This is a genomic window from Caballeronia sordidicola, assembly GCF_001544455.2.
Lineage (GTDB): Bacteria > Pseudomonadota > Gammaproteobacteria > Burkholderiales > Burkholderiaceae > Caballeronia > Caballeronia sordidicola.
The window spans coordinates 1-23973 of record NZ_FCOC02000039.1 but is presented as its reverse complement, the minus strand read 5'-3'; the positions used below and the strand labels follow the sequence as shown (position 1 = coordinate 23973).

21 protein-coding genes are annotated in these 23973 nt (G+C 62.1%); 14 read left to right on the top strand and 7 right to left on the bottom strand.

Features of this window, described 5'->3' with window-relative positions:
• Together AWB64_RS30140 and AWB64_RS30135 are read right to left on the bottom strand one after the other, a co-directional pair.
• A partial coding sequence (locus tag AWB64_RS30140; protein ID WP_157766732.1) for an SDR family NAD(P)-dependent oxidoreductase occupies positions 1 to 195 on the bottom strand: 195 nt, incomplete at its 3' end.
• Positions 196 to 317: 122 nt separating this feature from the next.
• A complete protein-coding gene (locus AWB64_RS30135; protein ID WP_060859078.1) occupies positions 318 to 1322 on the bottom strand; it encodes an aldo/keto reductase in 1005 nt (334 codons plus the stop codon).
• Between the two features lie 125 nt (positions 1323 to 1447).
• Between AWB64_RS30135 and AWB64_RS30130 the strand changes: the two genes are divergently transcribed.
• Positions 1448 to 2338, top strand: a complete 891-nt coding sequence (locus AWB64_RS30130) for a LysR family transcriptional regulator (RefSeq protein ID WP_060859077.1) — start codon at positions 1448 to 1450, stop codon at positions 2336 to 2338.
• A 15-nt stretch (positions 2339 to 2353) separates the two neighbouring features.
• Here AWB64_RS30130 and ltaE read toward each other — a convergent pair whose 3' ends face one another.
• On the bottom strand, positions 2354 to 3385 hold the full coding sequence (gene ltaE / locus AWB64_RS30125; RefSeq protein ID WP_060859076.1) for a low-specificity L-threonine aldolase: 1032 nt from the start codon (positions 3383 to 3385) through the stop codon (positions 2354 to 2356).
• A gap of 445 nt (positions 3386 to 3830) precedes the next feature.
• On the opposite strand from ltaE, the gene AWB64_RS30120 reads away from it, so the two are divergent.
• The 9 genes from AWB64_RS30120 (at position 3831) to AWB64_RS30080 (ending at position 14074) form a co-directional block, all read left to right on the top strand.
• Positions 3831 to 5042, top strand: coding sequence for an AAA family ATPase (locus AWB64_RS30120; RefSeq protein ID WP_060859075.1), 1212 nt, complete (start codon positions 3831 to 3833; stop codon positions 5040 to 5042).
• A 9-nt stretch (positions 5043 to 5051) separates the two neighbouring features.
• Complete coding sequence (locus tag AWB64_RS30115) at positions 5052 to 6767, top strand: cobaltochelatase CobT-related protein (protein WP_060859074.1); 1716 nt, start codon at positions 5052 to 5054, stop codon at positions 6765 to 6767.
• Between the two features lie 86 nt (positions 6768 to 6853).
• Complete coding sequence (locus tag AWB64_RS30110; RefSeq protein ID WP_060859080.1) at positions 6854 to 7363, top strand: MarR family winged helix-turn-helix transcriptional regulator; 510 nt, start codon at positions 6854 to 6856, stop codon at positions 7361 to 7363.
• A 6-nt stretch (positions 7364 to 7369) separates the two neighbouring features.
• Entirely contained in the window at positions 7370 to 9484 is a 2115-nt protein-coding gene (locus AWB64_RS30105) for an FUSC family protein (RefSeq protein WP_060859073.1), read from the top strand.
• 37 nt (positions 9485 to 9521) lie between these two features.
• Positions 9522 to 9731, top strand: a complete 210-nt coding sequence (locus AWB64_RS30100) for a DUF1656 domain-containing protein (protein ID WP_060859072.1) — start codon at positions 9522 to 9524, stop codon at positions 9729 to 9731.
• Positions 9728 to 10726 carry an efflux RND transporter periplasmic adaptor subunit gene (locus AWB64_RS30095; protein WP_060859071.1) on the top strand — a complete coding sequence of 333 codons (999 nt, stop codon included), beginning with the start codon at positions 9728 to 9730 and terminating at the stop codon, positions 10724 to 10726. Before AWB64_RS30100 ends, AWB64_RS30095 begins: the two co-directional genes overlap by 4 nt.
• Positions 10723 to 12204 (top strand): efflux transporter outer membrane subunit, encoded by a 1482-nt coding sequence (locus AWB64_RS30090; RefSeq protein ID WP_060859070.1) that lies wholly within the window; start codon positions 10723 to 10725, stop codon positions 12202 to 12204. The genes AWB64_RS30095 and AWB64_RS30090 overlap by 4 nt, the downstream gene beginning before the upstream one ends.
• 72 nt (positions 12205 to 12276) lie before the next feature.
• Positions 12277 to 12861, top strand: a complete 585-nt coding sequence (locus tag AWB64_RS30085; protein WP_060859069.1) for a TetR/AcrR family transcriptional regulator — start codon at positions 12277 to 12279, stop codon at positions 12859 to 12861.
• Between the two features lie 145 nt (positions 12862 to 13006).
• Positions 13007 to 14074, top strand: coding sequence for a zinc-binding metallopeptidase family protein (locus tag AWB64_RS30080; protein ID WP_060859068.1), 1068 nt, complete (start codon positions 13007 to 13009; stop codon positions 14072 to 14074).
• A gap of 11 nt (positions 14075 to 14085) precedes the next feature.
• Here the strand turns inward: AWB64_RS30080 and AWB64_RS30075 are convergent, their stop codons facing one another.
• Entirely contained in the window at positions 14086 to 15441 is a 1356-nt protein-coding gene (locus AWB64_RS30075; protein ID WP_060859067.1) for an MFS transporter, read from the bottom strand.
• A gap of 310 nt (positions 15442 to 15751) precedes the next feature.
• Between AWB64_RS30075 and AWB64_RS30070 the strand changes: the two genes are divergently transcribed.
• Positions 15752 to 16888, top strand: a complete 1137-nt coding sequence (locus AWB64_RS30070) for a glutathione-independent formaldehyde dehydrogenase (protein ID WP_060859066.1) — start codon at positions 15752 to 15754, stop codon at positions 16886 to 16888.
• Positions 16889 to 16940: 52 nt separating this feature from the next.
• Here AWB64_RS30070 and AWB64_RS30065 read toward each other — a convergent pair whose 3' ends face one another.
• Complete coding sequence (locus AWB64_RS30065; protein WP_060859065.1) at positions 16941 to 17342, bottom strand: PaaI family thioesterase; 402 nt, start codon at positions 17340 to 17342, stop codon at positions 16941 to 16943.
• A 114-nt stretch (positions 17343 to 17456) separates the two neighbouring features.
• Here AWB64_RS30065 and AWB64_RS30060 point away from each other — a divergent pair, with 114 nt between their 5' ends.
• Both AWB64_RS30060 and AWB64_RS30055 read left to right on the top strand, forming a co-directional pair.
• The gene (locus AWB64_RS30060; RefSeq protein ID WP_060859064.1) at positions 17457 to 17840 is read left to right on the top strand and encodes a VOC family protein; all 384 of its coding nucleotides are present in this window, start codon (positions 17457 to 17459) and stop codon (positions 17838 to 17840) included.
• Between the two features lie 329 nt (positions 17841 to 18169).
• Positions 18170 to 20212: an ATP-binding response regulator gene (locus AWB64_RS30055; protein WP_244164256.1), complete on the top strand. Its 2043-nt coding sequence runs from the start codon at positions 18170 to 18172 to the stop codon at positions 20210 to 20212.
• Between the two features lie 119 nt (positions 20213 to 20331).
• Here the strand turns inward: AWB64_RS30055 and AWB64_RS30050 are convergent, their stop codons facing one another.
• Entirely contained in the window at positions 20332 to 21030 is a 699-nt protein-coding gene (locus AWB64_RS30050) for a response regulator transcription factor (protein WP_060859079.1), read from the bottom strand.
• A 269-nt stretch (positions 21031 to 21299) separates the two neighbouring features.
• On the opposite strand from AWB64_RS30050, the gene AWB64_RS30045 reads away from it, so the two are divergent.
• On the top strand, positions 21300 to 21761 hold the full coding sequence (locus tag AWB64_RS30045; RefSeq protein WP_060859062.1) for a response regulator: 462 nt from the start codon (positions 21300 to 21302) through the stop codon (positions 21759 to 21761).
• Positions 21762 to 21842: 81 nt separating this feature from the next.
• Here AWB64_RS30045 and AWB64_RS30040 read toward each other — a convergent pair whose 3' ends face one another.
• On the bottom strand, positions 21843 to 23513 hold the full coding sequence (locus AWB64_RS30040; protein ID WP_060859061.1) for a methyl-accepting chemotaxis protein: 1671 nt from the start codon (positions 23511 to 23513) through the stop codon (positions 21843 to 21845).
• Positions 23514 to 23973 lie beyond the last annotated feature (460 nt).

Sequence of the window (23973 nt, the reverse complement as noted above, 5' to 3'; positions counted from 1 at the left end):
GGCACGCGCCGAGGCCGGATCGGTCACGTCCAGCGCGACGGTGCGCACGCGCTCGCCGTATTGCTCGACGAGCGCGCGCAGGTCGCCGGGGCGGCGCGCGGTCGCGACAAGGCGATGGCCTGCTGCGAGTACCGCGTTTGCCAACGCGTGGCCGATGCCACGGGAACTGCCGGTGATAAGCCAGACTGACGACATGACGCGCTTCCTTTTGACGATGAACAACGAGTTGAAGTGTTCACCGATTCTAGGAGCGCGCGGCATGCGGCACTAATCCGATCGCGCCAACCTGCAATCAGAACGCGCCAAAGGAGGACCGCTTAGCCGTGGCTCTTCTCGCTGTCCAGATGCGCCATTTGCGCGGCCGCGTATCGATCGCCGGCCGCTGCGCCTTTCGGCACGGCCTGTTCGATTGCGGCGAGGTCATCGGCGGAAAGCGCGACGCCGAGCGAACCCAGCGCTTCAGTCAAGCGCTCGCGGCGGCGCGCGCCGATCAGCGGCACGATGTCCTGGCCTTGCGCCGCGACCCACGCAATCGCAATCTGCGCCACGGAAACGTTCTTTGCTTCGGCGATTCGCCGCAAGGCATCGACGAGTTTCAGGTTGCGCTCCGCGTTTTCGCCCTGGAACCGCGGGCTATGCGCGCGAAAATCGCTGCCCGCCAGATTCTGCGACGCTTGCCAATGCCCGCTGATCAGCCCGCGCGACAACACGCCATACGCCGTCACGCCAATGCCGAGCGCGCGGCATGTATCGAGAATGGTGTCTTCGATACCCCGCGAAATCAGCGAGTATTCGATTTGCAGGTCGGCGATCGGATGCACGGCCGCCGCGCGCCGGATGGTCTCCGAGCCGACTTCCGACAAGCCGATGTGCCGCACGTAACCCGCCTTCACCAGATCCGCAATCCCGCCGATGGTTTCCTCGATTGGCACGTTCGGATCGAGCCGCGCGGGACGATAGATATCGACGTAATCCACCCCCAGGCGCTGCAGCGAATACGCGAGGAAATTCTTGATGGCGGCGGGCCGGGCATCGTAGCCGCCCCAGCCTCCGGCCGGATCGCGCAGCGCGCCGAACTTGACGCTGATGACGGCGGCGTCGCGTTTCGTGCCTTTCAACGCTTCGCCGATCAGCGCTTCGTTGTGGCCGCTGCCGTAAAAATCGCCCGTATCGATGAGATTGATGCCCGCGTCGAGCGCGGCGTGGATCGTGGCAATGCTCTCGCCGCGCTCCGACGGTCCGTACATGCCGGACATGCCCATGCATCCAAGTCCGAGCGCGGATACCCGTGGACCTGTTTTGCCAAGTTGCCTTTGTTCCATATCGATTCTCCTGTTCGCGTCTCGCGTGATTGCGAGGGAATGTCATGCAGTGAGAGGAGTATGCAAGCCGATCCGGCGTGCGACAATCCGGCCTTTATAGAACGGGCTGTACGATAAAACGCACAATGAACGATCCCGATCTCTCCGATCTCAGCGCTTTCATGGCGGTCACCGAGGTCCGCAGCTTCCGGGCGGCGGCGCGGTTGCGCGGCGTTTCCGCGTCGGCATTGAGCGAGGCAATCCGCCGGCTGGAAGCGCGCCTGGGCGTGCGCCTCCTGAACCGGACCACACGCAGCGTCACGGTGACCGAAGCGGGCCAGCGCCTGATGGAACGGCTCGGGCCGGCGCTGGGCGAAATTGCGGGCGCGCTGGACGCGGTGAACAGCTTCCGGGACAGCCCGACCGGGACATTGCGCCTGAACGTGCCGACGATTGTCGCCATGCATGTGCTGCCGCCTATCGTCACGCGTTTTCTGGCCGCGCATCCGGGCATCACGCTGGAAGTGGTATCGAACGATACGTTTATCGACGTGCTGGCGGCCGGTTTCGACGCAGGTATCCGCTACGACGAACGTCTGGAGCGCGACATGATCGCCGTGCCCATCGGCCCGCGCACGCAGCATTTCGTGGCGGCGGCTTCACCCGCTTATTTCGATACGCACGGGCGCCCCGAGCATCCACGCGATTTGCTGGAACATGCGTGCATTGGACACCGGTTCGCGAGCGGCGTGCTGGCGGCGTGGAATTTCGTGCGCGGCGACGAACAGGTTCGCTTTACACCGCAAGGTCCGCTGGTGGCATCAGTGATCGAGCTTGAAGTGGCGGCCGCGACCGCCGGACTGGGCGTGATCCATACCTTCGATGAATTTTTGCGTCCGCAACTGGACAGCGGCGCGCTCGTGCCTGTGCTTGAGGACTGGTGGGAGCACTTTTCAGGGCCGTTTCTGTATTACCAGAGCCGCACGCACATGCCCGCGCCGCTGCGTGCGTTCATCGATTTCATCAAGGCGTCTTAGCGGCGCGCAGCCGGTCTATCTGCCGGCAAAGAACGAGCGCGCTGCGTTCAACGCGTTTTCGACCGCCGTCCGGTCGACGTCCAGATGCGTCACCCAGCGCTGTTTCGTCGCCCCATACGCCGACGTGATGCCGATTCCGTGCGCCGCCAGATGCGCTGAAAAGGCCTCGGCAATCGCACCGTCCACTTCAACGAAAACGATGTTCGTATCCGGCATGGCGACCTTGAGCTGACCGAACGACGCCAGCCCTTCGGCCAGCGTTCTGGCGTTCGCGTGGTCATCGGCGAGCCGTTGCACGTTGTGTTCGAGTGCGTAAAGACCGGCGGCGGCGAGAATCCCGACCTGCCGCAAACCGCCGCCCAGCATCTTGCGCGTACGCCGTGCCTTCGCGATCAGCGGCGCGCTGCCGACCAGCACCGAGCCGACCGGCGCGCCCAATCCCTTCGATAAACACACCGACACCGTATCGAACGGGCGCGCAAGCGTCGCGACCGGCATCTTCAGCGCCGTGGCCGCGTTGAAAACGCGCGCGCCATCGAGATGCGTTGCGAGCCCGCGCCGGCGTGCGAGCGCGGTCGCCGCCTCCATGTACGCGTGCGACAGAACCTTGCCGCCAATCGTGTTTTCCAGCGCCAGCAAGCGCGTGCGCGCGAAGTGAGAATCGTCGGGCTTGATCGTTTCCTCGATCTCCGACAATGCCAGCGAACCATCGGGCTGATTGCTCAGCGGTTGCGGATGGATGCTGCCAAGCACGGCCGCGCCGCCGCCTTCCCATCTATATGCATGCGCCTGCTGGCCCACGATGAACTCATCGCCCCGTTCGCAATGCGCCATCAGCGCGGTCAGATTCGATTGCGTACCCGATGTCAGGAATACCCCGGCGTCCTTGCCGAAGCGCTCGGCGAGCGTTTCCTCGAGGCGGGTTACCGTGGGATCGTCGCGAAAAACGTCGTCGCCGACTTCCGCCGACGCCATCGCGGCGCGCATCTCCGGTCCGGGTCGTGTGACGGTGTCGCTGCGAAAGTCGTGCTGGATCGGGGTGCTCATTGCGGCTCCTGGGTCGTGGACCCGCTATTTTGCCATCCCGGACGCGCAGTCGTGTCGCGCGTCATAAAGACCGAAGATTGATATTTGTTTGTATTCAACAGGTTATAGCATACATCTATAATTTTCCTCAAATTTCTATATAAAATAATTATAAATCAATAACTTATACAGTTTATCTGATAATTCACGTACTCTTTGTTCACGTCTCATCCGTTACTTGAATGGTCGCGCCTTTCAAACCTTAATTTTCGTATAGCTTTCATAAGCTTATGGAGAATTCCTAACAACTAAGGTGAAAAATAATCTATTCGTTAAATTTCAGCAAGATAGCTAAGATAGCTATAGTAATTTCTCGATGAGCAAACCTCGCGATCAGCCCTGCACGTGTACAGTTCCATAGATGCGCTCGCGTCGACCTCATCCACCGCAACCATCCGCCACCCTCATGAATGCGTCCGTCCACCAACTGCAAGACGATCCTCATGTCGGCCGCTATGAGCGTTCGACTGGGCAGAGCACCGAATGGTGGCGCGTAACGCTCTCCGACAGGCCGCAGATGTATCGGATCGAGCATGGTCGCGGCGACGCGCCGGCGAATATCGACACGGTCGTCGATCTGGAAAACTTGAAATCGAAGCTGCAAAAATGGCATCGGGAGGGATTTCTCCGTCCCGGCGCCGAGGAAGCACCCGTAGCGGTTGAAGGCCGAAACGGCTTTCTGGAAGATCTCAGGCGCACTGCTTCGGCTGCAACGCCGCCCGTTTCGCCCTCGCAATCAGACGACGCCCACGTGGCGATCGGCGCGGTCGAGATACCGCTCGGCCACGCCGGCGCGCCTGTGCCGCGAATGAACCCCGCCTACCTGTTCCCCGAGCGTTTTGCCGACATCCTTCAGGACATCGTGGAAAACCGGCGCGTAATGCTGATCGGTCATACGGGTGCGGGAAAAACCAGCTTGATCGAACAAGTTGCAGCACGCTCGCAGCATGGCGTGCTGCGGGCGAACATGAACGGGCAGACGACCATCGGCGATTTCGTCGGGTTCTGGACCGTCAAAGGCGGAGAAACGCTCTGGGTGGACGGCGTGCTGCCCGCGGCCATGCGAGAAGGCCTGTGGCTCGTAGTCGATGAAATCGATTTCGCCGAACCATCGATTCTCGCCGTGCTGACTGCGGTCCTCGAACCACACGGACACTTGCTGCTCAAGGAAAAAGGCAACGAACGGGTCGCACCGCATCCGTCGTTCCGGCTGTTCGCCACCGCGAACGCGGTAGGCGCAATGAGCGTCTACCGGCATCTGTATCAGGGCGCGAACCTGATGAACGAAGCCTTCCTCGACCGCTGGCGCGTGTATCTGATGGATTATTTGTCGCCGCAGGAGGAAGCCGAGGTGCTGATGCGCACCCTCGGCGCGCGGATCACGCAGCCAATGGCAAATACGCTTGCGGCGATCGCCGCCGATTGCCGCGCGGCGTTCGCGCGCGACGATCTGGCGAGCGCGTTTTCCACGCGGCGCCTGCTCGACTGGGCTGAATTGATGTTGCGTTCCGGCGATCCGGAACGCGCCGCCGGGCCGGCCATCTACGCGAAAGTGAGCGCGGAAGACGCCGCGCTGATTCGCAGCATCATCCGGCATCACATCGCGTTCGATGAATGAGCAGCTCTCGTGAGCGCCTCCCCACTCCCCCAACTCGCACCTGACACACTAAGCCGGCTTGCGCGCGTCCTGACGGGGCGCTACGGCGTGACCGTCTCGTTCGATGCCCACGGTCCTCGTGTCGAATGTGACCGGATCGTGCTGCCCGAATCGGCGGTTCCTGATTCCTTAAACGCGGACGCCCTGACCGGCCAACTCGACCTGCTGGCGGCGCGCTGGAAGTTTTCCGCTATCGATCGGCTCGACGCCCTGCCGCCGGGTCCGGCCCGGCAACTCGCGCAAGTCATTGAGGACCGGCGTGTATGCGAGCGTTTGTTCAACGACTATCCCGGCGCGCGCGGATACATAGGCACGCTGCGAAAGCAAAAAGCGCGCGCCACGCACGCTCGATGGCCCACGTTGCCTTGGCGCGACAAGCTGATCTGGTTGATCGAAGGCGCGCTGTGGAGCGAAACGCCAGCTGTCACGGAGCGCACGCCCGCACTCGACGCCACGCTTGGCGCCGTGAGCGACGCATTGAACCGTGCGCGCGCCAGCCGGTCGACGCGCGAAAGTATCGAAAATGCGCAGGCGCTGGTCAAGCGAATAAGGTCCCTCGGCGCGGGCGGCGTCAATACCATGATGTTCACCGCCGACGCCGACGAGACCCTCGACGCTGAACGCGTGCACGGCGATCAGGACGCTACATTGGAGAACGCACAGGAAACGCAGGACGCAGCGACGGCCGATGCAGCCCTTGCGTCCCAAACGCCCTCCGATGCCACCGCCCAGCCGTCCGAAGCCCAATCACCCGCCGCGGCTATTTCGTTCGACATGGTCGACGGCCGCCCGCGCCTCTCGATCCCACTGACGACCGCATTCGATATCGTCACGGACCTGACGGGCCGAGGCGATCCCGCCGCGTGGCGAAACCTTCGCGCGCTCGCGCGCGCGGAAACAGCGCCGCTGACCGCGCGTCTGGAGCGCGCGCTCAAGGCCGACGAACAAACGCACTGGAAACGGGATCAGGAACGTGGCGAGATCGACCGGCCGGCGCTGGTGAAGCTCGTGCTGTCCCCGGGGTATCGAACGCCGTTTCGCGTCAAACGCATAACCGAAGGGCGTGACGCCGCCGTGACCTTGCTGATCGATCGCAGCGGCTCGATGGCCGGTAAGAAAATGGACCTGGCTCGCCTGTGCGCGGCGGCGCTGTGCGATGCGCTGATACAGTTGTCCTTCAAATGCGAAGTGCTCGGATATAGCTCGGTTGAATCGCCGGAGATGCGCGCGCTTTATGAGCAAATGCTCGCCGATGGCGCTGACTTGAGCCGATACAACCGCAAGCTGGAACGACTCGACCTGCAGGTCTACAAGCGCTTTGGGTCCAACAACGCCGCAGGCTTGAGCGAGATCGCGTGCGGTCACGAGAATCCCGACGGCGAAGCACTGGTCTGGGCGGCCAGCCGGCTCCTCGCGCAACGCGCCAATCGCCGCATTCTGATGGTTCTCTCCGACGGTTATCCCGCCACTGGAGATGGCCATCCGGTCATCTTGCAGACTGACTTGCGGGCGCGTATCGAAGAGATTGCGGCGTCGGGCGTCGAACTCATCGGCATCGGCTTGCTGGATGACGCCGTAGAAAAGTTTTATGCGCATAACATTGTCGTTCGAAAACTCGATGAACTCCCAACAATGGCGTTCACCGTTCTGAGCGACCTTCTGCTTCGAAAACGCACGAGCGTTTAACTTCAGGCTACGGCTGCGCCCACAAGTCTCGAAAATCACGATTCAATAGCTTGCTAACGAATTGTCGTCGAAATACAATGCGCGCCATGCCGACAATCGACGTCCTCCGACAATCCGTGAGCAGCGCGCTCGTGATCGCTTCCCGTCAGTGGCGGCGAACCAGCCACAGCGTGATCGCCGCCTATAACGTCTCCGAAGCCTGCGCAACGCCGCTGCTCATTGCCGCGCGGCTCGACGCGCCCGTGCGGCAGGTCGTGCTTGCGGAAATGACGGGCATAGAAGGACCATCGCTCGTGCGTCTGCTCGATCAACTATGCGCGGCGAACCTCGTGCGCCGCGACGAAGACCCCGACGACCGGCGCGCCAAGATCATTTCCCTGACCGACGAAGGCCGCAGCGTAACGGCAACGATCGAAAAGGAACTGATCGGCCTGCGCGCCGGCGTGCTGGAAAACATCAGCCGCGAAGATCTGGAAGCCACCCTGCGGGTATTCGCTGCGTTTAAACTGGGCGCGGCGGTTTCCGCGTCGCAGGCGGTAGTCCGGGCACCGTCGGCACCCGATCCGGCCAGCACCGATAAGGAAGAAGGCGTCTAGCGCATCATGACGTACCCCACTTCGCGTGACTGGCTGTTTTCGGTCAAGACCTTTATTGCCTCCATGCTGGCGCTGTATATAGGCCTCAAGCTGGAATTGCCGCGTCCTTACTGGGCAATGGCGACGGTCTACATCGTGTCGAATCCGTTCGTGGGCGCAACGCGCTCGAAGGCACTGTATCGGGCGCTCGGCACCATGATCGGCGCGTCCGCCGCCGTGCTGTTCGTGCCGCCGTTCGTGGAGTCGCCCTACATATTCAGCGCCGTTGTTGCAATCTGGACCGGCACGCTGCTGTTTCTCGCCATCTCCGACCGCACCGCGCGCAGCTACGTTTTCATGCTGGCGGGCTACACCATGCCGCTGATCGCGCTGCCGTCCGTGATGAATCCGGCCGGCATCTTCGATCTCGCCGTGTCGCGGACCGAGGAAATCGTGCTTGGCATTGTGTGCGCGAGCGTGGTCGGCAGCGCATTGTTCCCGAGTCGCCTCGCACCCGCGTTGATAGAACGCACTGACGCCTGGTTCCGCGACGCCGCGTTCTACGCGAAGGAAACGCTCTCGGGCAGGCTTTCGGGTCAAGCCATTTCGGCATGCCGGCAGCGGCTTGCATCCACGGTCAACCAGCTCGAATTCTTGCTGAGCCAGCTTGCGTACGACCACACGCGGCCCGACGTGCTGGCCCGCGCGCAGGCGCTGCGCGGCCGGATGCAGTTGCTGCTGCCGATCATGTCGGCAATCGGCGACCCGCTCGCGGCGTTGTTCGGCGGCCAGAAAACGCCGCCGGAAGGCCTGAAGCCGCTGCTTGACGATATCGTCAAGTGGTTCGACGAACCGGTCGACACCGGCGCGGACTCGGCCCTCGCCGACGCGCACGCGGACGCCCTGCGCGCCCGCATTGCCGGCATGCAACCCAGTGCGGACAGCTTGCGCACGTGGGATGGCGCGCTGCTGTCGAACACGCTGTGGCGGCTGAAACAGCTTGTCGATGTGTGGCAGGACTGCCGCTCGCTGCGCGTGATCATTGCCAATGAGCAAGGATCGTGGCGGCCGCGTTATCGCCACTGGCGGCTCGGCGGCACGCAGCAATACTTCGATCGCGGCATGTTGCTGTTCTCGGCCGGCTCCGCCATGCTCGCCATCTTCGTTTCAATGAGCATCTGGATTGCGTCGGGCTGGAACGACGGCGCGGGCGCGGTGACGCTCGCCGCCGTCGCGTGCTGCTTTTTCGCCGCGCTCGATGAACCCGCGCCGCAAGTGTTCGCGTTCTTCATCTACACGTGTCTTGCCGTTGTGCTTGCGGCGCTGTATCTCTTCGTGATCCTGCCGACCGTGCACGACTTCCCCATGCTCGTGATCATGTTCGCGGTGCCGTTCATCTTGATCGGGACATTGATCCCGCGGCCGCAGTTCAACCTCGCAACCATGCTGACGGCTGTGAACACGGCCACATTCATCAGTATTCAGGGCACCTACGACGCCAATTTCCTGACCTTCATGAACAGCAACCTCGCGGGTCCGGCCGGGCTGCTGTTCGCGTTCGTCTGGACGCGCGTGACGCGGCCGTTCGGCGCGGAACTGGCGGCGTCGCGCCTGATCCGCTCGAGCTGGCGCGACGTGGTGCTGAGCGCGTCGACGCGTCCTGTCGATGACCAGAAGAACCTGACCGCCCGCATGATCGACCGCATGATGCAGATCGTCCCGCGCCTCGCCGCCACCGATGACCGCCGCCATCCGTCCATCGAAAGTTTTCGCGATCTGCGCATTGCGTTCAACGCGCTCGATCTGCGGCGCTTGCGGCGCAGGCTGAGCGAGGCGGAACTGGCGTCGGTGGATGGCGTGCTCGAAGGCGTGCGCGCTTATTTCCAGCAGAACGTCGAGCGAGGATCGCGGCAGCCGGTGCCGGCAAGCCTGGAAGTGGCAATCGATACCGCGCTGACCCGCATCACGCGCCCTGGCGGCGCGGTGCAGGCGGAAGCCGACGCCGCGCAAGGTCAGCCCGGCCAGGTTTCGCCACCGGGGCGTCAGGTCCGCGACGCGTTGCATGCGCTCGTCGGGATGCGTCTTTCGCTGTTTCCGGACACAGTCGCGTCCGCGTTGCCGCCCGAACCGGAGCCCGCATGACGCGCCGTTTATCTATCTCCTCACGAAGCATCCCGCGATGATCGGCGAAATCGATATCTACGGCGTTTTCCTGCCGGCCGTTCTGATCCTGATGCTGGTCTCGTACCTGCTCTGCCTCGTGCTCACGCGCGTCTTCGCGCGCGTGGGCCTGTACCGTTTCGTCTGGCATCGTTCCATCTTCGACCTCGCGATCTATGTGATCGTGCTCGGCGTCGTCGTCATTGTTTCGCATCGGCTATTACCGTGAAAAAAACCTGGTTCTCCATTGGACAGATCCTCTTTACGCTCGTCGTCGTGGCAATCGCCGCGTTCGTGCTGTGGCGGCTCGTCGCCTACTACATGTTCGCGCCGTGGACGCGCGACGGCCACGTGCGCGCCGACGTCGTGCAGGTGGCGCCGGACGTGGGCGGCCTGATCGTGGACGTGAAAGTGGTCGATAACCAGCCGGTGAAAGCGGGCCAGGTGCTGTTTGTCATCGATCAGGCGCGTTACGCGCTGACCTTGCGCCAGGCGCAGGCGACCGCATTGCAGCGCCGCGCGACGCTCGATCAGGCGCGCCGCGAAGACGCGCGCAACCGCACGCTCGGCGACCTCGTCGCGCGCGAGATCACGGAGGAAAGCCGTTCGCGCGTGCAACAGGCCGAAGCGGCGCTGGCGGATGCGGAAGTCGCCATCGATACTGCCCGCCTCAATCTGCAGCGCACCACGATCGTGAGTCCCGTCGACGGTTATCTCAACGACCGCGCGCCGCGTACCGGCGAATTCGTGACGGCGGGACGCTCGGTGCTCTCGGTGGTGGATCTGCATTCGTTCCGCGTGGATGGATACTTCGAGGAGACGAAGCTGCGCGGTATCGACATTGGCCAGCCGGTGGATATCAAGGTGATGGGCGAGCCCGCCATTTTGCGCGGGCATGTGCAGAGCATCGTGGCGGGGATCGAGGATCGCGATCGCGTGCAGGGGTCGAACCTGCTTCCGAACGTGAATCCGGCGTTCAGTTGGGTGCGGCTTGCGCAACGGATTCCAGTGCGCATCGCGCTGGATGACGTGCCGGCGGATTTCCGCATGATCGCGGGGCGTACGGCGACGGTATCGGTGCGCGACCTGTCGCCGGGGCGTGGTGCGCCTGTGGCGGCTCGTGGCGCTTCATCGGCTTCGGCTGCGTCCGCGCCTTCGACCGCCAGCGGCGTGGTTCCCGTTACCACGGGCGCAGCAGCTTCTGTCCCGGCGGCAAGCAAATGAAGATGCCGCGCGCCCTCGCCCTGACGCCGTTCGTGCTCGCGCTCGCGGCGTGTTTTACGGTCGGCCCTGATTATTCAGTGCCCAAAACCGCCGCCGTCAACGCGCCGTATGCGAACGCGCCGCTCGACGGAGCGCAAGGCCAGCCGACGGTAACAACGGCAGACGTGCCCTCGCACTGGTGGCGTCTCTACGATGACCCCGTCCTCGATGACCTCGTGCAGCAAGCCATGGCGTCGAATACGGATTTGCGCGTGGCGGCGGCGAACCTCGGGCGCTCGCGCGCGGCGCTGAGCGTTGCGCAAGCGCAGGGCGGCTTTTCGGGCGGCACATCGGCGGCGTTCAAGCGCGCGCAGGAATCCGCCGAACAGTACCTGCTCTTCGAGAAGATTCCGGTCGCGAACGAAGGCGATATCGGCATCAACATTTCGTACGAACTCGATCTTTTCGGCACGCTGCGCCGAGGGGTGGAAGCAGCAGCAGCCGATAGCGACGCAACCCAGGCCGCCGCCGATCTCGCGCGGATCACAGTCGTGGCCGACGTGGTGCGCGCCTATGTGCAGAACTGCTCGGCCGCGGAAGAACTCGTGATCGCGCAGCGATCGCTGGCGTTGCAGCGGCAGCGGGTATCGGTTTCGCGCAGGTTGCAGCAGGCGGGACGCGGCAACGCGCCGGATGTGACCGCCGGTCAGACGCAGGTCGCCACGCTCAGCGCGAATATCCCCGTGTACACCGCGCGCCGGAAGATCGCGCAGTATCAACTCGCGGCGCTGCTCGCACGCTCGCCCGAAGATTTGCCTAAAGCCGTGTTCTCGTGCAACAAGACGCCAACGATCGCCCAGCCGCTGCCCGTTGGCGATGGCGCCGCACTGCTGCGCCGCCGTCCCGACGTGCGGCAGGCCGAGCGCAGGCTGGCGGCATCGACGGCGCGCATTGGCGTGGCGACGGGCGCGCTGTATCCCACGGTGAGCATTGGCGCGTCGGCCGGACTGACCGGCGTGCTGGAAGACCTCGGCACGCAGCCCACCGCGCGATGGGGCTTCGGGCCGCTCATCAGCTGGACCTTCCCGATGAATGGTGCACGCGGCCGGATTCACGAGGCGCAATATGGCGCCGACGCAGCGCTCGCCCAATTCGATGGCGTCGTGCTCAAGGCGCTGCGCGAGACGCAGTCGAGTCTGGCGGCTTATTCCGCCGACTACGCCCGCGCCGACGCCTTGCGCGCCGCGCAGAAATCCGCCGCTGAATCCGCTGACCAGACGCACCGGTTCTTCCTGGCCGGCCGCGAATCGTTCATTGCGGATCTGGATGCAACACGCGTGCTGACATCGACCAATGCGCAGTTATCGGCGGCCGAGGGGCAAGTTGCCATCGATCAGGTCAATCTGTTCCTCGCGCTCGGCGGAGGATGGGAAGTGACGCCGGCCTCAGGCTCCATGCCCCCGGCACAGGCAAGGAGCGTCAAGGCGCCGGCCGACTGAGCCGCGCACTTGCGTGTAACTCGCGAGTAACTTGCGTGTAACCTGAGCGTTCCCTGACACAGACGTTCGACCATGCGACGCATTCCCCAGCAAGAACGCGCCGAAAAGCGCATGCAAGACGTGCTCGCGGCCGCGGGCGCGGTCATTGCCGAACGCGGCCTCGAAGCCGCCACCATGACAGAAATCGCGGCGCGCGCAGGTGCATCGATTGGCGCGGTCTACCAATATTTCCCGAACAAGGACGCGCTCGCCATTGCGCTGCGCACCGAATACGGCGCGCTCATGGACGAACGCTGGAGCGCGCTCGCCGAACACGCGCGCACCGCCAGCACAGCCGAACTTTCGGAACGGCTGGTCGACCTGATCGTGGGGTTCATTGGCGATCATCCGGCGTATCTGGCGTTATCGGCTGCGTCCACGCCCACCAAACGCAGCGAAGACGATCGCAGCCGCCTGCGGCAACGCTTCGCTGAATTGTTCGTGGATCGCCGGGAAAGCCTGACGGCCGCCGACGCGCTGCGCATCGCGCACGTGCTGCTGCAAATCGTGAAAGGGCTGCCTGGGCTCTACGTGGCCGCGAAGCCACGGGAGCGCCGTCTTCTCGTCGATGAATACAAGATCGCCGTGACCGCGTATCTCACCGCGCGCCTGAACTAGCGGCATGCAGGTTGCTGCGCAATCAGGCGTATGCTCGCGTTGCAAATCGCTGAAACGCTGAACAGCCACCTTTAGTCAGCGCGCTTTCCGGCTGTACTGGAACCCGTATCACGCGTTTCTCACGCGCGCTTCTAACTCCGGGCTCATGAAAACTTTCCATTGCAACCACTGCAATCAGTTGGTGTTCTTCGAGAACTTCCGCTGCGAACGCTGCGAGTCCTTGCTCGGCTTCATTCCCGAACTCGCCGAGATCAGCGCGTTCGAAGACGCCGGCAACGGCCTTTGGCGCAGCCGCCATCCCGAGCGGGACAATGCGGGCCTCTACAAGCCGTGCCACAACTATGCGGTGGAGAAAGTGTGCAACTGGATGGTGCCGGCCGATTCCGGCGATCCTCTTTGCCACGCGTGCCGTCTCACGCACACCATTCCGAACCTTGGCGTGCCGAACCGGCGCTACTACTGGTTTCGCCTTGAAGCGGCAAAGCGGCGCCTGCTCTACACGCTCGGCGCGCTCGGACTTCGCGTGGATTCGCGGCAGGACAATCCAAAGACCGGGCTGCAGTTCGAATTCATGGAGGACGGCCGCGGCAAGCGCGTGCTGACGGGCCACGACAATGGCCTGATCACGATGAACATAGCCGAAGCCGACGACGCCCAGCGCGAGCGCGCGCGCCTCGCCATGGGCGAACCCTACAGGACCTTGCTCGGGCATTTCCGGCACGAGATCGGCCATTATTATTTCGATCAGTTGATCGCGGATACGCCGTGGATTTCAAGCTTCCGTGATCTTTTCGGCGACGAACGCGCGAGCTACAGCGAAGCGCTCGCGCGGCACTACAAGGAAGGTCCGCCATCGGACTGGAACAAGTCGTTCGTGAGCGGCTACGCGACCACGCATGCCTGGGAGGACTGGGCGGAGACGTGGGCGCACTACCTGCACATCTTCGATACCATCGATACCGCCCGCGCCTGCGGCGTGGCGCTCGCGCCGCTGAACACGCTCGATCCCACGCTCGTTGCACAGCCGGCCAACGGCGAAGCCACGTTCGATAACCTGATGCACCAGTGGTTTCCACTCACCTACGCGTTGAACAGCCTGAACCGCAGCCTGGGCATGCCCGACGCCTACCCGTTCGCGCTTGCTCCGCCCGTGGTGGAAAAACTGCGCTTCGTGCATCGCGTGATCGCGGCGGCCGGGCATGTCCAGCAATAGCCGCCCGCTTTCTATGCAACGGCTTTGAGGGTTGCAGGACTTGCATCGGATGCGGCGGGTTGCGCGCCGTGCAACGATACCTTCGATGTCTCCGGCAACATCATTCCGCCAATCAGGCCCATCACCGAGATCACGATCAGATACAGCGCCGGCGACATGTTGTTGCCAGTCGTCGTGATGAGCCAGGTCGCCACGAGCGGCGCGGTGCCGCCGAAAATGGTGTAAGCAAGGTTGTAGGTAATGGCTGAAGCGGTGTAGCGCGTGCGTGTTGGAAATATTTCGGATAACAAAGGTGCGGTCACCACGCCTGACAACACCGCGCCGACTGCCAGCATGCCAACGCCCAGCACCGACGGCAAAAACTGCCCCGAACTGCCAAGCGAAAACGACGGATACACAGTCGCGATCAGGATAACGCACGTTGTCAGCACCGTTTTCCGGCGTCCTGCGAAGTCCGAATACAAGCCCGCGAGCGGGCACAGCGCCGCGGCAAAAAACAATGCGATCACGGTAATCAGCAGCGAGGTCGCACGATTCAGATGGCCGGCGACTTGCAGATACGTCGCAAAGTACGTGGTGAACATGTAGAACGACAGCGCCGTCACGGAGATAAATGCGCCCAGCTTCAGGATGCCCGCAGCCTGCGTGCGCAGCGTATCGCGTAGCGGCGCATGCTCGACGGCGTGTTCGCCTTCGAGCGCGCGAAACGCCGGCGTTTCGTTGAGATTCATCCGCAGATACAGCCCGATCAGGCCGATCGGCGCGGCCGCGAGGAATGGCACGCGCCAGCCCCAGGCGCTCATGGCGTCGGCGGAAAGCGAGGCATCGAGCGCATAGGCCACGACCGCGGCGACCGCAAATGACGAAAACGTCGATACCGGCACGAAACTGCCATAACGCGCGCGCTTGTGTTGCGGCGCGTGTTCCATCACGTAGGCGCACGCGCCCGCATATTCGCCGCCAGCGGAAAAGCCCTGCACGCAGCGGATGATCGTCAGGAGCAGCGGTGCAAAGGCGCCGATCGCGGCATACGTCGGCAATAAACCGATCAATGTGGTCGCGCCGGCCATCATCAAGATGGTCAACGCGAGCGTGCGCTTGCGTCCGATCCGGTCGCCGATCACGCCGAACACGATCCCGCCCAGCGGCCTGAATGCAAACGCCACGGCAAACACAGCGAAGGTCTTGAGCAGCCCGACCGCCGGATCTCCGCTCGGGAAAAACTCGCGCGTGAGGATGGTCGCGAGAAAGCCATACGCGGCGAAGTCGAACCACTCGACAAAGTTGCCAATCGACGCCGCGAGGATCACCCGGCGCAACGTTTTCAGATCGACTTCAGGAGGCGGCGCTTCCAACGTTCTCGACATTCGATGACTCCCGGAAAAGGATTGGCGAACCGGCAGGCCATGCGGGCTGGATCGGTTTTATCGAGTAGATGCGACCATAAACCCGGCTCCTAGAACAATCGCGTCATGGTGCTAGGACCCAGACGACACAAGTGCGAATGCCGCCATGCGCGCAACGCTGTCATCCGCCCGCAAATTTCGCAAAATCTGCGCGGCTTGAGCGTGCGCCAGTCATCGTTACCGGACAGCTTTCGCGTTCATGGCAGGTATGCCTACTGCTGAAGAAGCATTGCGCCGCCAGCCGGCGGACCCCTCATATCAAGGAGCACTCATGAAAGCACTCGTGTACGAAGGTCCCCGCAAGGTGACAGTGAAGGAAATGCCGGACGCAAAGATCGAACGCCCAACAGACGTGCTCGTCAAGATCACGACGACCAACATTTGCGGCTCCGACCTGCATATGTACGAAGGCCGTACCAACATGGAAACGAACCGCATCTTTGGCCACGAGAACCTGGGCGTGGTCGTGGAAGTCGGCTCGGGCGTGGAGCGCATCAAGAAAGGCGATCGCGTGTGTTTGCCGTTCAACATCGGCTGTGGATTCTGCAAGAACTGCGAGAAGGGCCTGACGGGTTTCTGCCTCACGGCGAACCCCGGCATGGCGGGCGCGGCATATGGTTTCGCGGGCATGGGACCCTATGAAGGCGGACAGGCCGAATACCTGCGCGTACCGTTCGGCGATTTCAATTGCCTGTTGTTGCCGCCAGATGCCGAAGAGAAGGAAAACGATTACGTGATGCTGTCGGACATTTTTCCCACGGGTTATCACGCAACCGTGCTCGCCGGCGTGGAAGCCGGCGACAGCGTGGTGATCTACGGCGCGGGTCCGGTAGGCCTGATGGCCGCAATGTCAGCCAACATCAAGGGCGCGAGCAAGGTGATGGTCGTCGACTCGCATCCCGACCGGCTGAAGCTGGCGGAAAAAATCGGCGCGATTCCCATCGATGACAGCGACGGTTCCGCCGTCGACCAGGTCCTGGAAATGACCGGTGGCGAAGGCGCCGACCGCGGCTGCGAATGCGTGGGCTACCAATGCAGTTGCAAGGGCCACGAAGTCCCGAACCTGACGATGAACAATCTGGTGAAATCGGTACGCGCGACGGGTGGCATCGGCGTAGTGGGCGTATTCATAGCGGAGGATCCGCAATCGCCCGACGAACTCATGAAAAAGGGGCAACTCGCGTTCGACTTCGGTTCGATGTGGATGAAAGGTCAGCACATAGCAACGGGGCAGGCCAACGTCAAGGCGTACAACCGCAAGCTGCGCGACCTGATCGCCGCCGATAAGGCAAAACCGTCGCTGATCATCTCGCACGAATTGCCGCTCGACAAAGCGCCCGAAGGCTACAAGCATTTCGATGCCCGCGACGACGGCTGGACCAAGGTCGTGCTGAAGCCGGCCGCATGAGGCGTTGACAATCTGCTGACAGGGAACGGAGCGTCGAAAGACCGGCGCTTCGTCAGCCTTTCTTGAGTCCAGAATACTTGAACGTTCCCTGCGCGCTCGCGATCAGGATCTTGTCGTCCACCCACGCTTCGCCGCGCGCGAAGTAAATGCTGCGGCCCCGTCTTTCTATGAAACCCTTCGCCGTCACGCTTTCGCCGAGCCCCGTGTCCAGATAATTGACCGTCAGCGATAATGTAAAGCCGTGAATCGCCGGCTCGCCTTCGGGTGCATACACGCCGGCATAACCGCAGGCGGCATCGAGCAGCGTTGCCACGGCTCCGCCTTGCAGCACGCCGCGCCGGTTCAGATGCTTGGCCTGGATCGGCATGCGAAACTCGGCATAGCCGTGTTCCCAGGCAACGTGGCGAGCATCGAGGTATTCGAGAAACGGATTATCGAGGACGAAATCGGACATCGGCAAGACTCCTGTGTCGGGCAGCAATGAGTATGTGAAGCGTTATGCCCAGACTTTGCCATGAACCCCGTTCAGCCGCCCGACCACAGACATTTGCATGCAAGGGAGTTTGTTATGGCAATCATCGATCACCTGGATCATCTGGTTCTTACCTGCATTGACGAAGCGGCGACCCGTCACTTCTACACCAGCGTCCTCGGAATGAAATTCGAAACCTTCGGCGAAGGGCGCAGCGCGTTTCAATTCGGCAATCAGAAAATCAACTTGCATGTGCGCGGCAAGGAGTTCGAGCCCAAGGCGCATTTGCCGGTTTCTGGCGCGCTCGATTTGTGTTTTATCGCGGCTATTCCTCTGGACAATGTGATTGCGCATTTGAAGCAATGCAACTGGCCGATTATTGAAGGCCCGGTCGAGCGGACTGGCGCGACGCAGAAAATTCGCTCGGTTTATATTCGCGATCCCGATTTGAATTTGATCGAGATTTCCGAACCGATCTAGCCTGAATTTTCAATTCAGCAGACAAATGCCGGCAACCCGCTTGCAAGCTGGCAGCGGCACCCCGTAGGGGCGGTAATGAAAACATGCGCCATGTTTTTCGTCCTATATGGATCAGCCTGGACCTGACCACTACGTGCCGCGCGCGATAAACACGATAAAAGCGGCAATCGCAGGGAATAAATCTTCATGCGAGGGAGTTTGAATGACGATAGCCTTTGCGTCATTGAATCAATGACACGAAGCCGTCATCGGCCGAACGCTAAAAAGTCCCTGCATTACGAGGTTTTCATAGGACGCGTGCTCCGCTAAAGTAGCCGGTCACGTTTTTAATGAGTGAGCGAATCATGGACGTACCGGAGCGCACCGCCGAAATCGCCACGCCAACGCCGTCACAACTCGTTTCGGCATCCGCACGCGACGCAGGCCTGAGCCTCATCCGCAATCTGTCGGTTCCCAAGGCATTCCCCGACGCATCACTGGAAGCACAGTTCCTCGAGGACCACAGCCGCCGCTTTTGCGCATTCCGGCGTGCGTCGGCGCTGCTTGCGTTGACCGTATGGATCTGCTTTCTTTGGTACGACTTCAATTTCGGCCGCGTGAGCACTGCGCTCGAGCCCGTATTCATGGAGATCATGGCATTGCGGGTGGCGGGCATTGTGTGGCTTGTATTCGTGATGAGCCTCGCCCTCAGAGGCTCGTTTGCAACCCATGCCGCATCCCAGCGGGTGATTCTCATGGGCGTTTACGGTTGCAATCTGCTGCTGCTCCTGCTGGTCGCCATATCGCCCCGGCCCTTTAACTACACATGGTATTTCGTCGGCCTTTATCTGGTCTTTTTCTTCCAGTTTGGTTTCTTTTATCTGAAGTCGATGGTGGCCCTGAGCGCCGCCGTGGTCACGTTTTCAAGCATCGTCCTGCTTCAGCTCACCATTCGCATTCTCTCGCCCGAAGACTTCTACATGGGCATGTTCTATCTGTTTAACGTGGTCGTGATCGGGCATGGCGTGTGTGTTCATGCGGAGCGCGTATCGCGGGAACGGTTCGCGGCCGAACGCGCACTCGGCGTGCTCAACAACGAGCTCCTCACCGCCAACGTTCAGCTTGAGCGCAAGAACCTGGATTTGCTGGCGTCGAAGAAAGATCAGGATACGAAAACCCGCGCGCTGATATCCCTCAAGGAGCAGCAAACGTTGGCGGCGGAAACGGCCAGCCGGGAAAAGTCCAATTTCCTCGCCGCCGCCACGCACGACCTGCGGCAGCCCATGCACGCACTCAACCTGTTCCTGCAGGCCGCCGCCGAAGCGCTGCGTCACGACGACGTGACCGAAGCCGCGCGGCTTATCGATGAATCGGGTCGCTCGTCCGTGATCCTCGCGCGCTTTTTGAACGCCGTGCTGGACCTGTCGAGGCTCGAATCGGGCCGCGTGGTCCCGCGCTATCACGTATTCGACCTGACGCTCGCCGTGTCCGAAGTCGCCGAGCAGTTGCGCCCGCTTGCCGCCATGCACGGGGTGGAGCTGCGCCTGCGCATGCCCCGCACGCCCGTCTTCGTTCGCAGCGACGCGCACTGGCTAGGCCGCGCGATCGCGAATCTGGTATCGAACGGGATTCGTTACGCCGATGCCAGCAAGAACATCTTGCCCGTGGTTATCGTGGGCGTGGTGCGTTCGGCGACGCGCACGCGCATCGACGTCGTCGATAACGGCATTGGCATTGCCTCCGAACATTGGGACGCGATCTTCCAGCCGTTCTTCCAGGTCGGCAACGCGGAACAGGACAATGATCGCGGCCTGGGGCTCGGACTGTCGATTGTAAACGCGGTGGTTTCCATGCTGGAGGAGCACCGGATCGAGCTGAAATCGACGGAAGGCCGCGGCTCGCGGTTCTCTCTGGAAATGCCGATCTGTGGGTCGCCACTTGGCGACACTGCTCCGCGCGCGCGCGGCGACACCGCGGATTATCTCGAAGTGCCGCTCGAAGGCCTGTATGTGGTGCTGGTCGAGGATGACAGCCTGGTGCGGGCATCGACCGAAGCGCTGCTCGTGCAGTGGGGCGTGCTGTTCGACTCCGCCAGCAGCTTCGAGGAATTCGAGCAGATATTGGGATCGATTGAACGATACCCGGACCTGATCATCACGGACTTCCGTTTGCGCGATGAAAAAACCGCCCGCGAAGTCGCGAAGCTCGGCGCGGTGACGCTTGGCCGGCGTTGTCCGTTCCTGGTGGTGACGGGCGAACCCGCGGCGACGATCGTGCCGCTTGCATGCGATCACGACGTGCTCAGCAAACCGGTCAGTCCCGCCGAACTGCGCAGGCAGATTGCGTCGCTGATATCGGGGCGGTCGTTTGCTGAAACGGCGCTGCGGTGTTGAACGGCAAGGGCAGCGTCGCGCGAGCTTCGCTTCAGTTTGATTTGTTTTGACTGAAGGGCGGGCGATATGCCCTGCCCTTCATTTTTGTGTTGGTCTCTCAGGCCTAACCCGGCTGACTGCTACCGCGCCGTTGCCGCCGCGGCTCCCATTGGCATCTCAATACCCCGGCGCGCCATTTCAACGATCAGAAACGTCCGCCGCGTCACATGAAACCGCGCGAGGAGATCGCTGGAATACTCCTTCGCGGTGTTTTCGCTGATGTTCATCTTTCTGGCGATCGCCTTGTTCGACAAACCCTGCAGCAAGTAACGCAGCGTTTCCGTCAGGCGCGGCGGTAAATTCAACGACTCGACCGTCACGCCCGAATGTGTCGATACCGGCTTGGGGCTGTGGCCGCCTTTTCCAAGCACGCTGTTGGGCAAGTACACCCGGCCGCTCAAAATGGTCTTGAGGGCCTCGCGAAACACGCCCGCGCCCTGCTCGCTCGCCTTCGATATAAATCCGCATGCGCCGCTCCTGATGCATTCCAGCACCGTATCGCGGTCGTCTTGCGCGGACAGCATGATGGTCTGTACCTCGCGCTCCTGCTCCCCGATCCAGTTCAGCAAATCGAGGCCCGTGGAGTTCCCCCGTAATTGATAGTCGAGAAAGACGAGATCGTACGAGCCGCCGGAAAGCTTCTCCTTGGCCTGTTCGATGCCGTCGGCCTCATCGATATCGAGCAACGGTTCATTGGCAAGGATCAGGCTCTTCATGGCGCTTCGCGTGAGCCCCTCGTCCTCGACCAGCAGCACCGTCTTGAAGTTACCGTTTTCCATTGCCATTCCCATAAATCACGCTTCGATGGTACCGGGAAGGGCACCTCCCGCCACCCCTCCTTTCGCAGGGATCGGTGGGAGGGACCTCAATCCCCCCGAAAAACGCGCGCCATGCCCCTCCTCGACCGGGTTTTGCGGCAGACGCTTAAACGCGACACTGCGTCATCGACTCTGTAACACCGCCTTTACCGAACTTGACGCTGCAGCCAGCGAGAGCAGAAACGGTCAGGCGTTGCGCCCACTCACATAAAAACCACGAGGAGGACATCATGAGCAGTCGTTCAGGCACCGATGACGAAAGACACTTCGCACTCTGGAGCCGCAAGCAGGCACGCATGCCCGTTGGCTCGCCCCGGGTGCTGATTGCCCATCAGGACAAGCTGATTGGCGAGTCGCTCGCGGCACTGCTGCGGCTCACCGGATTACAGGTGATGCAGACGCAGAACCTCAAGTCGGCGCGTTCGCTGATGCAAAACTGGAAACCCCAGGCGCTGATACTGGACACGCGGCTCGACAGCGAGTCCGGTTACGCGTTTATCAGCGCGCTGCGGCCCGACGCCGACATCAGCGGCCGCCTGCTGGTCGCGATCAGCAATGTCTGGCCGGCCGATCCCATCGAAACACTCAAACACGCCGGATTCGATGCTCATTGCCGCCGCCCATGCGCCACCTGGCGTCTCGCGGAAATGCTGACCACCTACTTTTCGATCCCGCATCGCGGCACTTACTAGCGCACGGGCGAACGCGTCAGCAAGGAAACAGCACGACGTCCAAAGATGCCCGCGCGGTTTTTCCGGCCTGTTCAAAGCCGGTTAAAACGTGCTCCAGCCCTCATTGCCCGCGGCCTGCAACCGAGCAGCCTGAACCCTTTTTGGCGCTGCTTTCGCAAGCGCGCGAACGTTCGGCGCGGCAGCCGCGGGCGCGTCTTCCATCTGGAAAAACGCGACCGCATTCATCAACCTGCGGCCCTGATCCTGCAACGATTGCGACGCCGCAGCAGCTTCCTCCACCAGCGCCGCGTTCTGCTGCGTGACCTCGTCCATCTGCGTGATCGCCTGATTCACCTGCTCGATACCGCGCCCCTGCTCAATCGACGCCGCCGCGATTTCCTCCATCATGTCCGTCACGCGCGCGACCGCCTGCGTGACTTCCGCCATTGTCTCGCCTGCCCGCCCCGCAAGCACCGAGCCGCTCTGAACCTGCTGCACCGAATTGGCGATCAATTCCTTGATCTCCTTGGCCGCGTTCGATGACCGTTGCGCCAGGCTGCGCACCTCACTCGCCACCACAGCAAAACCGCGTCCCTGTTCGCCTGCCCGCGCCGCTTCCACGGCCGCATTCAGCGCCAGGATATTGGTCTGGAACGCGATGCCTTCAATCATCCCCGTGATTTCCGCGATCTTCGTCGAACTCGTGCTGATGCCGTGCATCGTGTCGACCACCTGGCTCACGACCTCACTGCCGCGCCGTGCGACGTCCGACGCATTCGACGCCAGCACGCTTGCCTGCTGCGCACTCTCAGTGTTCTGCTTGACCGTCGACGTCAGTTCCTCCATGCTCGCCGCCGTTTGCTCGAGCGATGCTGCCTGTTCCTCTGTGCGCTGGCTGAGGTCGGTATTGCCCGTGGCAATTTCGGTGGACGCATTGGCGACGCTGCCGCTGCTTTCGCGCACGCGGCTCACCGTTTCGATCAGCCGCGCGTTCATGTCGGCAAGCGCGCCAAGCAGTTGGCCCGTTTCATCCTTCTGCGTCACCGCGATACGGCTGCGCAGATCGCCGCGTGCGACCGTGCTCGCGACATCGACCGCACGCCGGATCGGGCCGGTGATCGAATGAGTGATGAACACGCCCGCCGCCACCGCTAAAGCGAGTGCGGCCACGCACATCGCGATCAGCCAGTTGCGTTGCGTCTGGTACTGTTCGTCGGACGCGCGCACCATCTGCTCCTGACGGCCTCGCGTGTATTCGGCATAGGCGTTCGAAGCGTTGACGAGCGCGGCGAGCAAGGGGCGGCATTCATCGTCCATCTTCACGATCGCCTCCTCGTGCTTGCCGGCGAGCGCCAGCGCCACAATGCCATTCGCGACCGGCCCATAAAGCGACTCCACGCGATCGATCTCGCCAACAAGGCTGCGCGCCCTATCGCTGCTGCCAGGTCCGTTCGCGACCATGGTTTTCAACAGCTTGAGCTTCGTCTGCACATCTTCCGAGGCCCGGATCACTTCGGCTTTCTCGAGTTCAAGGTCGGACGGCTTGGTGACAAGCACGAGATTGCGCGCGGCGATAGCCCGGCGATCCACCGCCGTGCGCACTTGCGCGGCGACGTCGGCGCGTGCGCTCGGGCCATGCACGTAGTTCGAGAAGCCATCCGTTGAATTGCTCAAGGCGCGCAGCGAAAAAACCGAAACGCCCAGCACAATGACTGCAAGCACACCGAATCCCGCAATAAGCTTGTTCCTGATGGTGATGTTTCTAAGATTCATGTGGCGACTCCTGAAGCGTTTATTAGTGGCGAGGCTCTCAACCCTCGAACGCGTTAATTTTTTGTCGCCTGATCCTCCACGGGTATCGATACAGGCAGATTGTTTATCGACCGCGAAAACGATTGCTTGAGGAAAAGGTGCGAGCTTTTTACCGATATTTCCATAAGTGGATTTTTTGACCGGCATGTTGCGCAAATTGGTTTTTTGCAACGGGTAAACGGCAACGGCGCATCATGAGATGCGCCGTGTTGAAGCTCACCGCGCGAGACTGCGCGTGTCAGTGAGGCCGCCGCGACTAACCGCGGCTGTCGACCCAGTCACGGGCCCATTCGCGGGAATGGCCGATTGCCTGGGCTTCGTCCTTGAAATAGTCGAGGACGTGAAAAAGCGGCAAGGCCGAGAAGTGCATCTTCTGTTATCCGCGGCTTGAAGCCGGTCAGCCGACCGTTTGCTCCGAGAC

Bases quoted from the DNA above. Each gene is read 5' to 3' on its own strand.
- AWB64_RS30135 (WP_060859078.1), bottom strand. From the start codon at position 1,322: ATGGAACAAAGGCAACTTGGCAAAACAGGTCCACGGGTATCCGCGCTC.
- AWB64_RS30130 (WP_060859077.1), top strand. From the start codon at position 1,448: ATGAACGATCCCGATCTCTCCGATCTCAGCGCTTTCATGGCGGTCACC.
- ltaE (WP_060859076.1), bottom strand. From the start codon at position 3,385: ATGAGCACCCCGATCCAGCACGACTTTCGCAGCGACACCGTCACACGA.
- AWB64_RS30120 (WP_060859075.1), top strand. From the start codon at position 3,831: ATGAATGCGTCCGTCCACCAACTGCAAGACGATCCTCATGTCGGCCGC.
- AWB64_RS30110 (WP_060859080.1), top strand. From the start codon at position 6,854: ATGCCGACAATCGACGTCCTCCGACAATCCGTGAGCAGCGCGCTCGTG.
- AWB64_RS30105 (WP_060859073.1), top strand. From the start codon at position 7,370: ATGACGTACCCCACTTCGCGTGACTGGCTGTTTTCGGTCAAGACCTTT.
- AWB64_RS30100 (WP_060859072.1), top strand. From the start codon at position 9,522: ATGATCGGCGAAATCGATATCTACGGCGTTTTCCTGCCGGCCGTTCTG.
- AWB64_RS30090 (WP_060859070.1), top strand. From the start codon at position 10,723: ATGAAGATGCCGCGCGCCCTCGCCCTGACGCCGTTCGTGCTCGCGCTC.
- AWB64_RS30085 (WP_060859069.1), top strand. From the start codon at position 12,277: ATGCGACGCATTCCCCAGCAAGAACGCGCCGAAAAGCGCATGCAAGAC.
- AWB64_RS30080 (WP_060859068.1), top strand. From the start codon at position 13,007: ATGAAAACTTTCCATTGCAACCACTGCAATCAGTTGGTGTTCTTCGAG.
- AWB64_RS30075 (WP_060859067.1), bottom strand. From the start codon at position 15,441: ATGTCGAGAACGTTGGAAGCGCCGCCTCCTGAAGTCGATCTGAAAACG.
- AWB64_RS30070 (WP_060859066.1), top strand. From the start codon at position 15,752: ATGAAAGCACTCGTGTACGAAGGTCCCCGCAAGGTGACAGTGAAGGAA.
- AWB64_RS30065 (WP_060859065.1), bottom strand. From the start codon at position 17,342: ATGTCCGATTTCGTCCTCGATAATCCGTTTCTCGAATACCTCGATGCT.
- AWB64_RS30060 (WP_060859064.1), top strand. From the start codon at position 17,457: ATGGCAATCATCGATCACCTGGATCATCTGGTTCTTACCTGCATTGAC.
- AWB64_RS30055 (WP_244164256.1), top strand. From the start codon at position 18,170: ATGAGTGAGCGAATCATGGACGTACCGGAGCGCACCGCCGAAATCGCC.
- AWB64_RS30050 (WP_060859079.1), bottom strand. From the start codon at position 21,030: ATGGAAAACGGTAACTTCAAGACGGTGCTGCTGGTCGAGGACGAGGGG.
- AWB64_RS30045 (WP_060859062.1), top strand. From the start codon at position 21,300: ATGAGCAGTCGTTCAGGCACCGATGACGAAAGACACTTCGCACTCTGG.
- AWB64_RS30040 (WP_060859061.1), bottom strand. From the start codon at position 23,513: ATGAATCTTAGAAACATCACCATCAGGAACAAGCTTATTGCGGGATTC.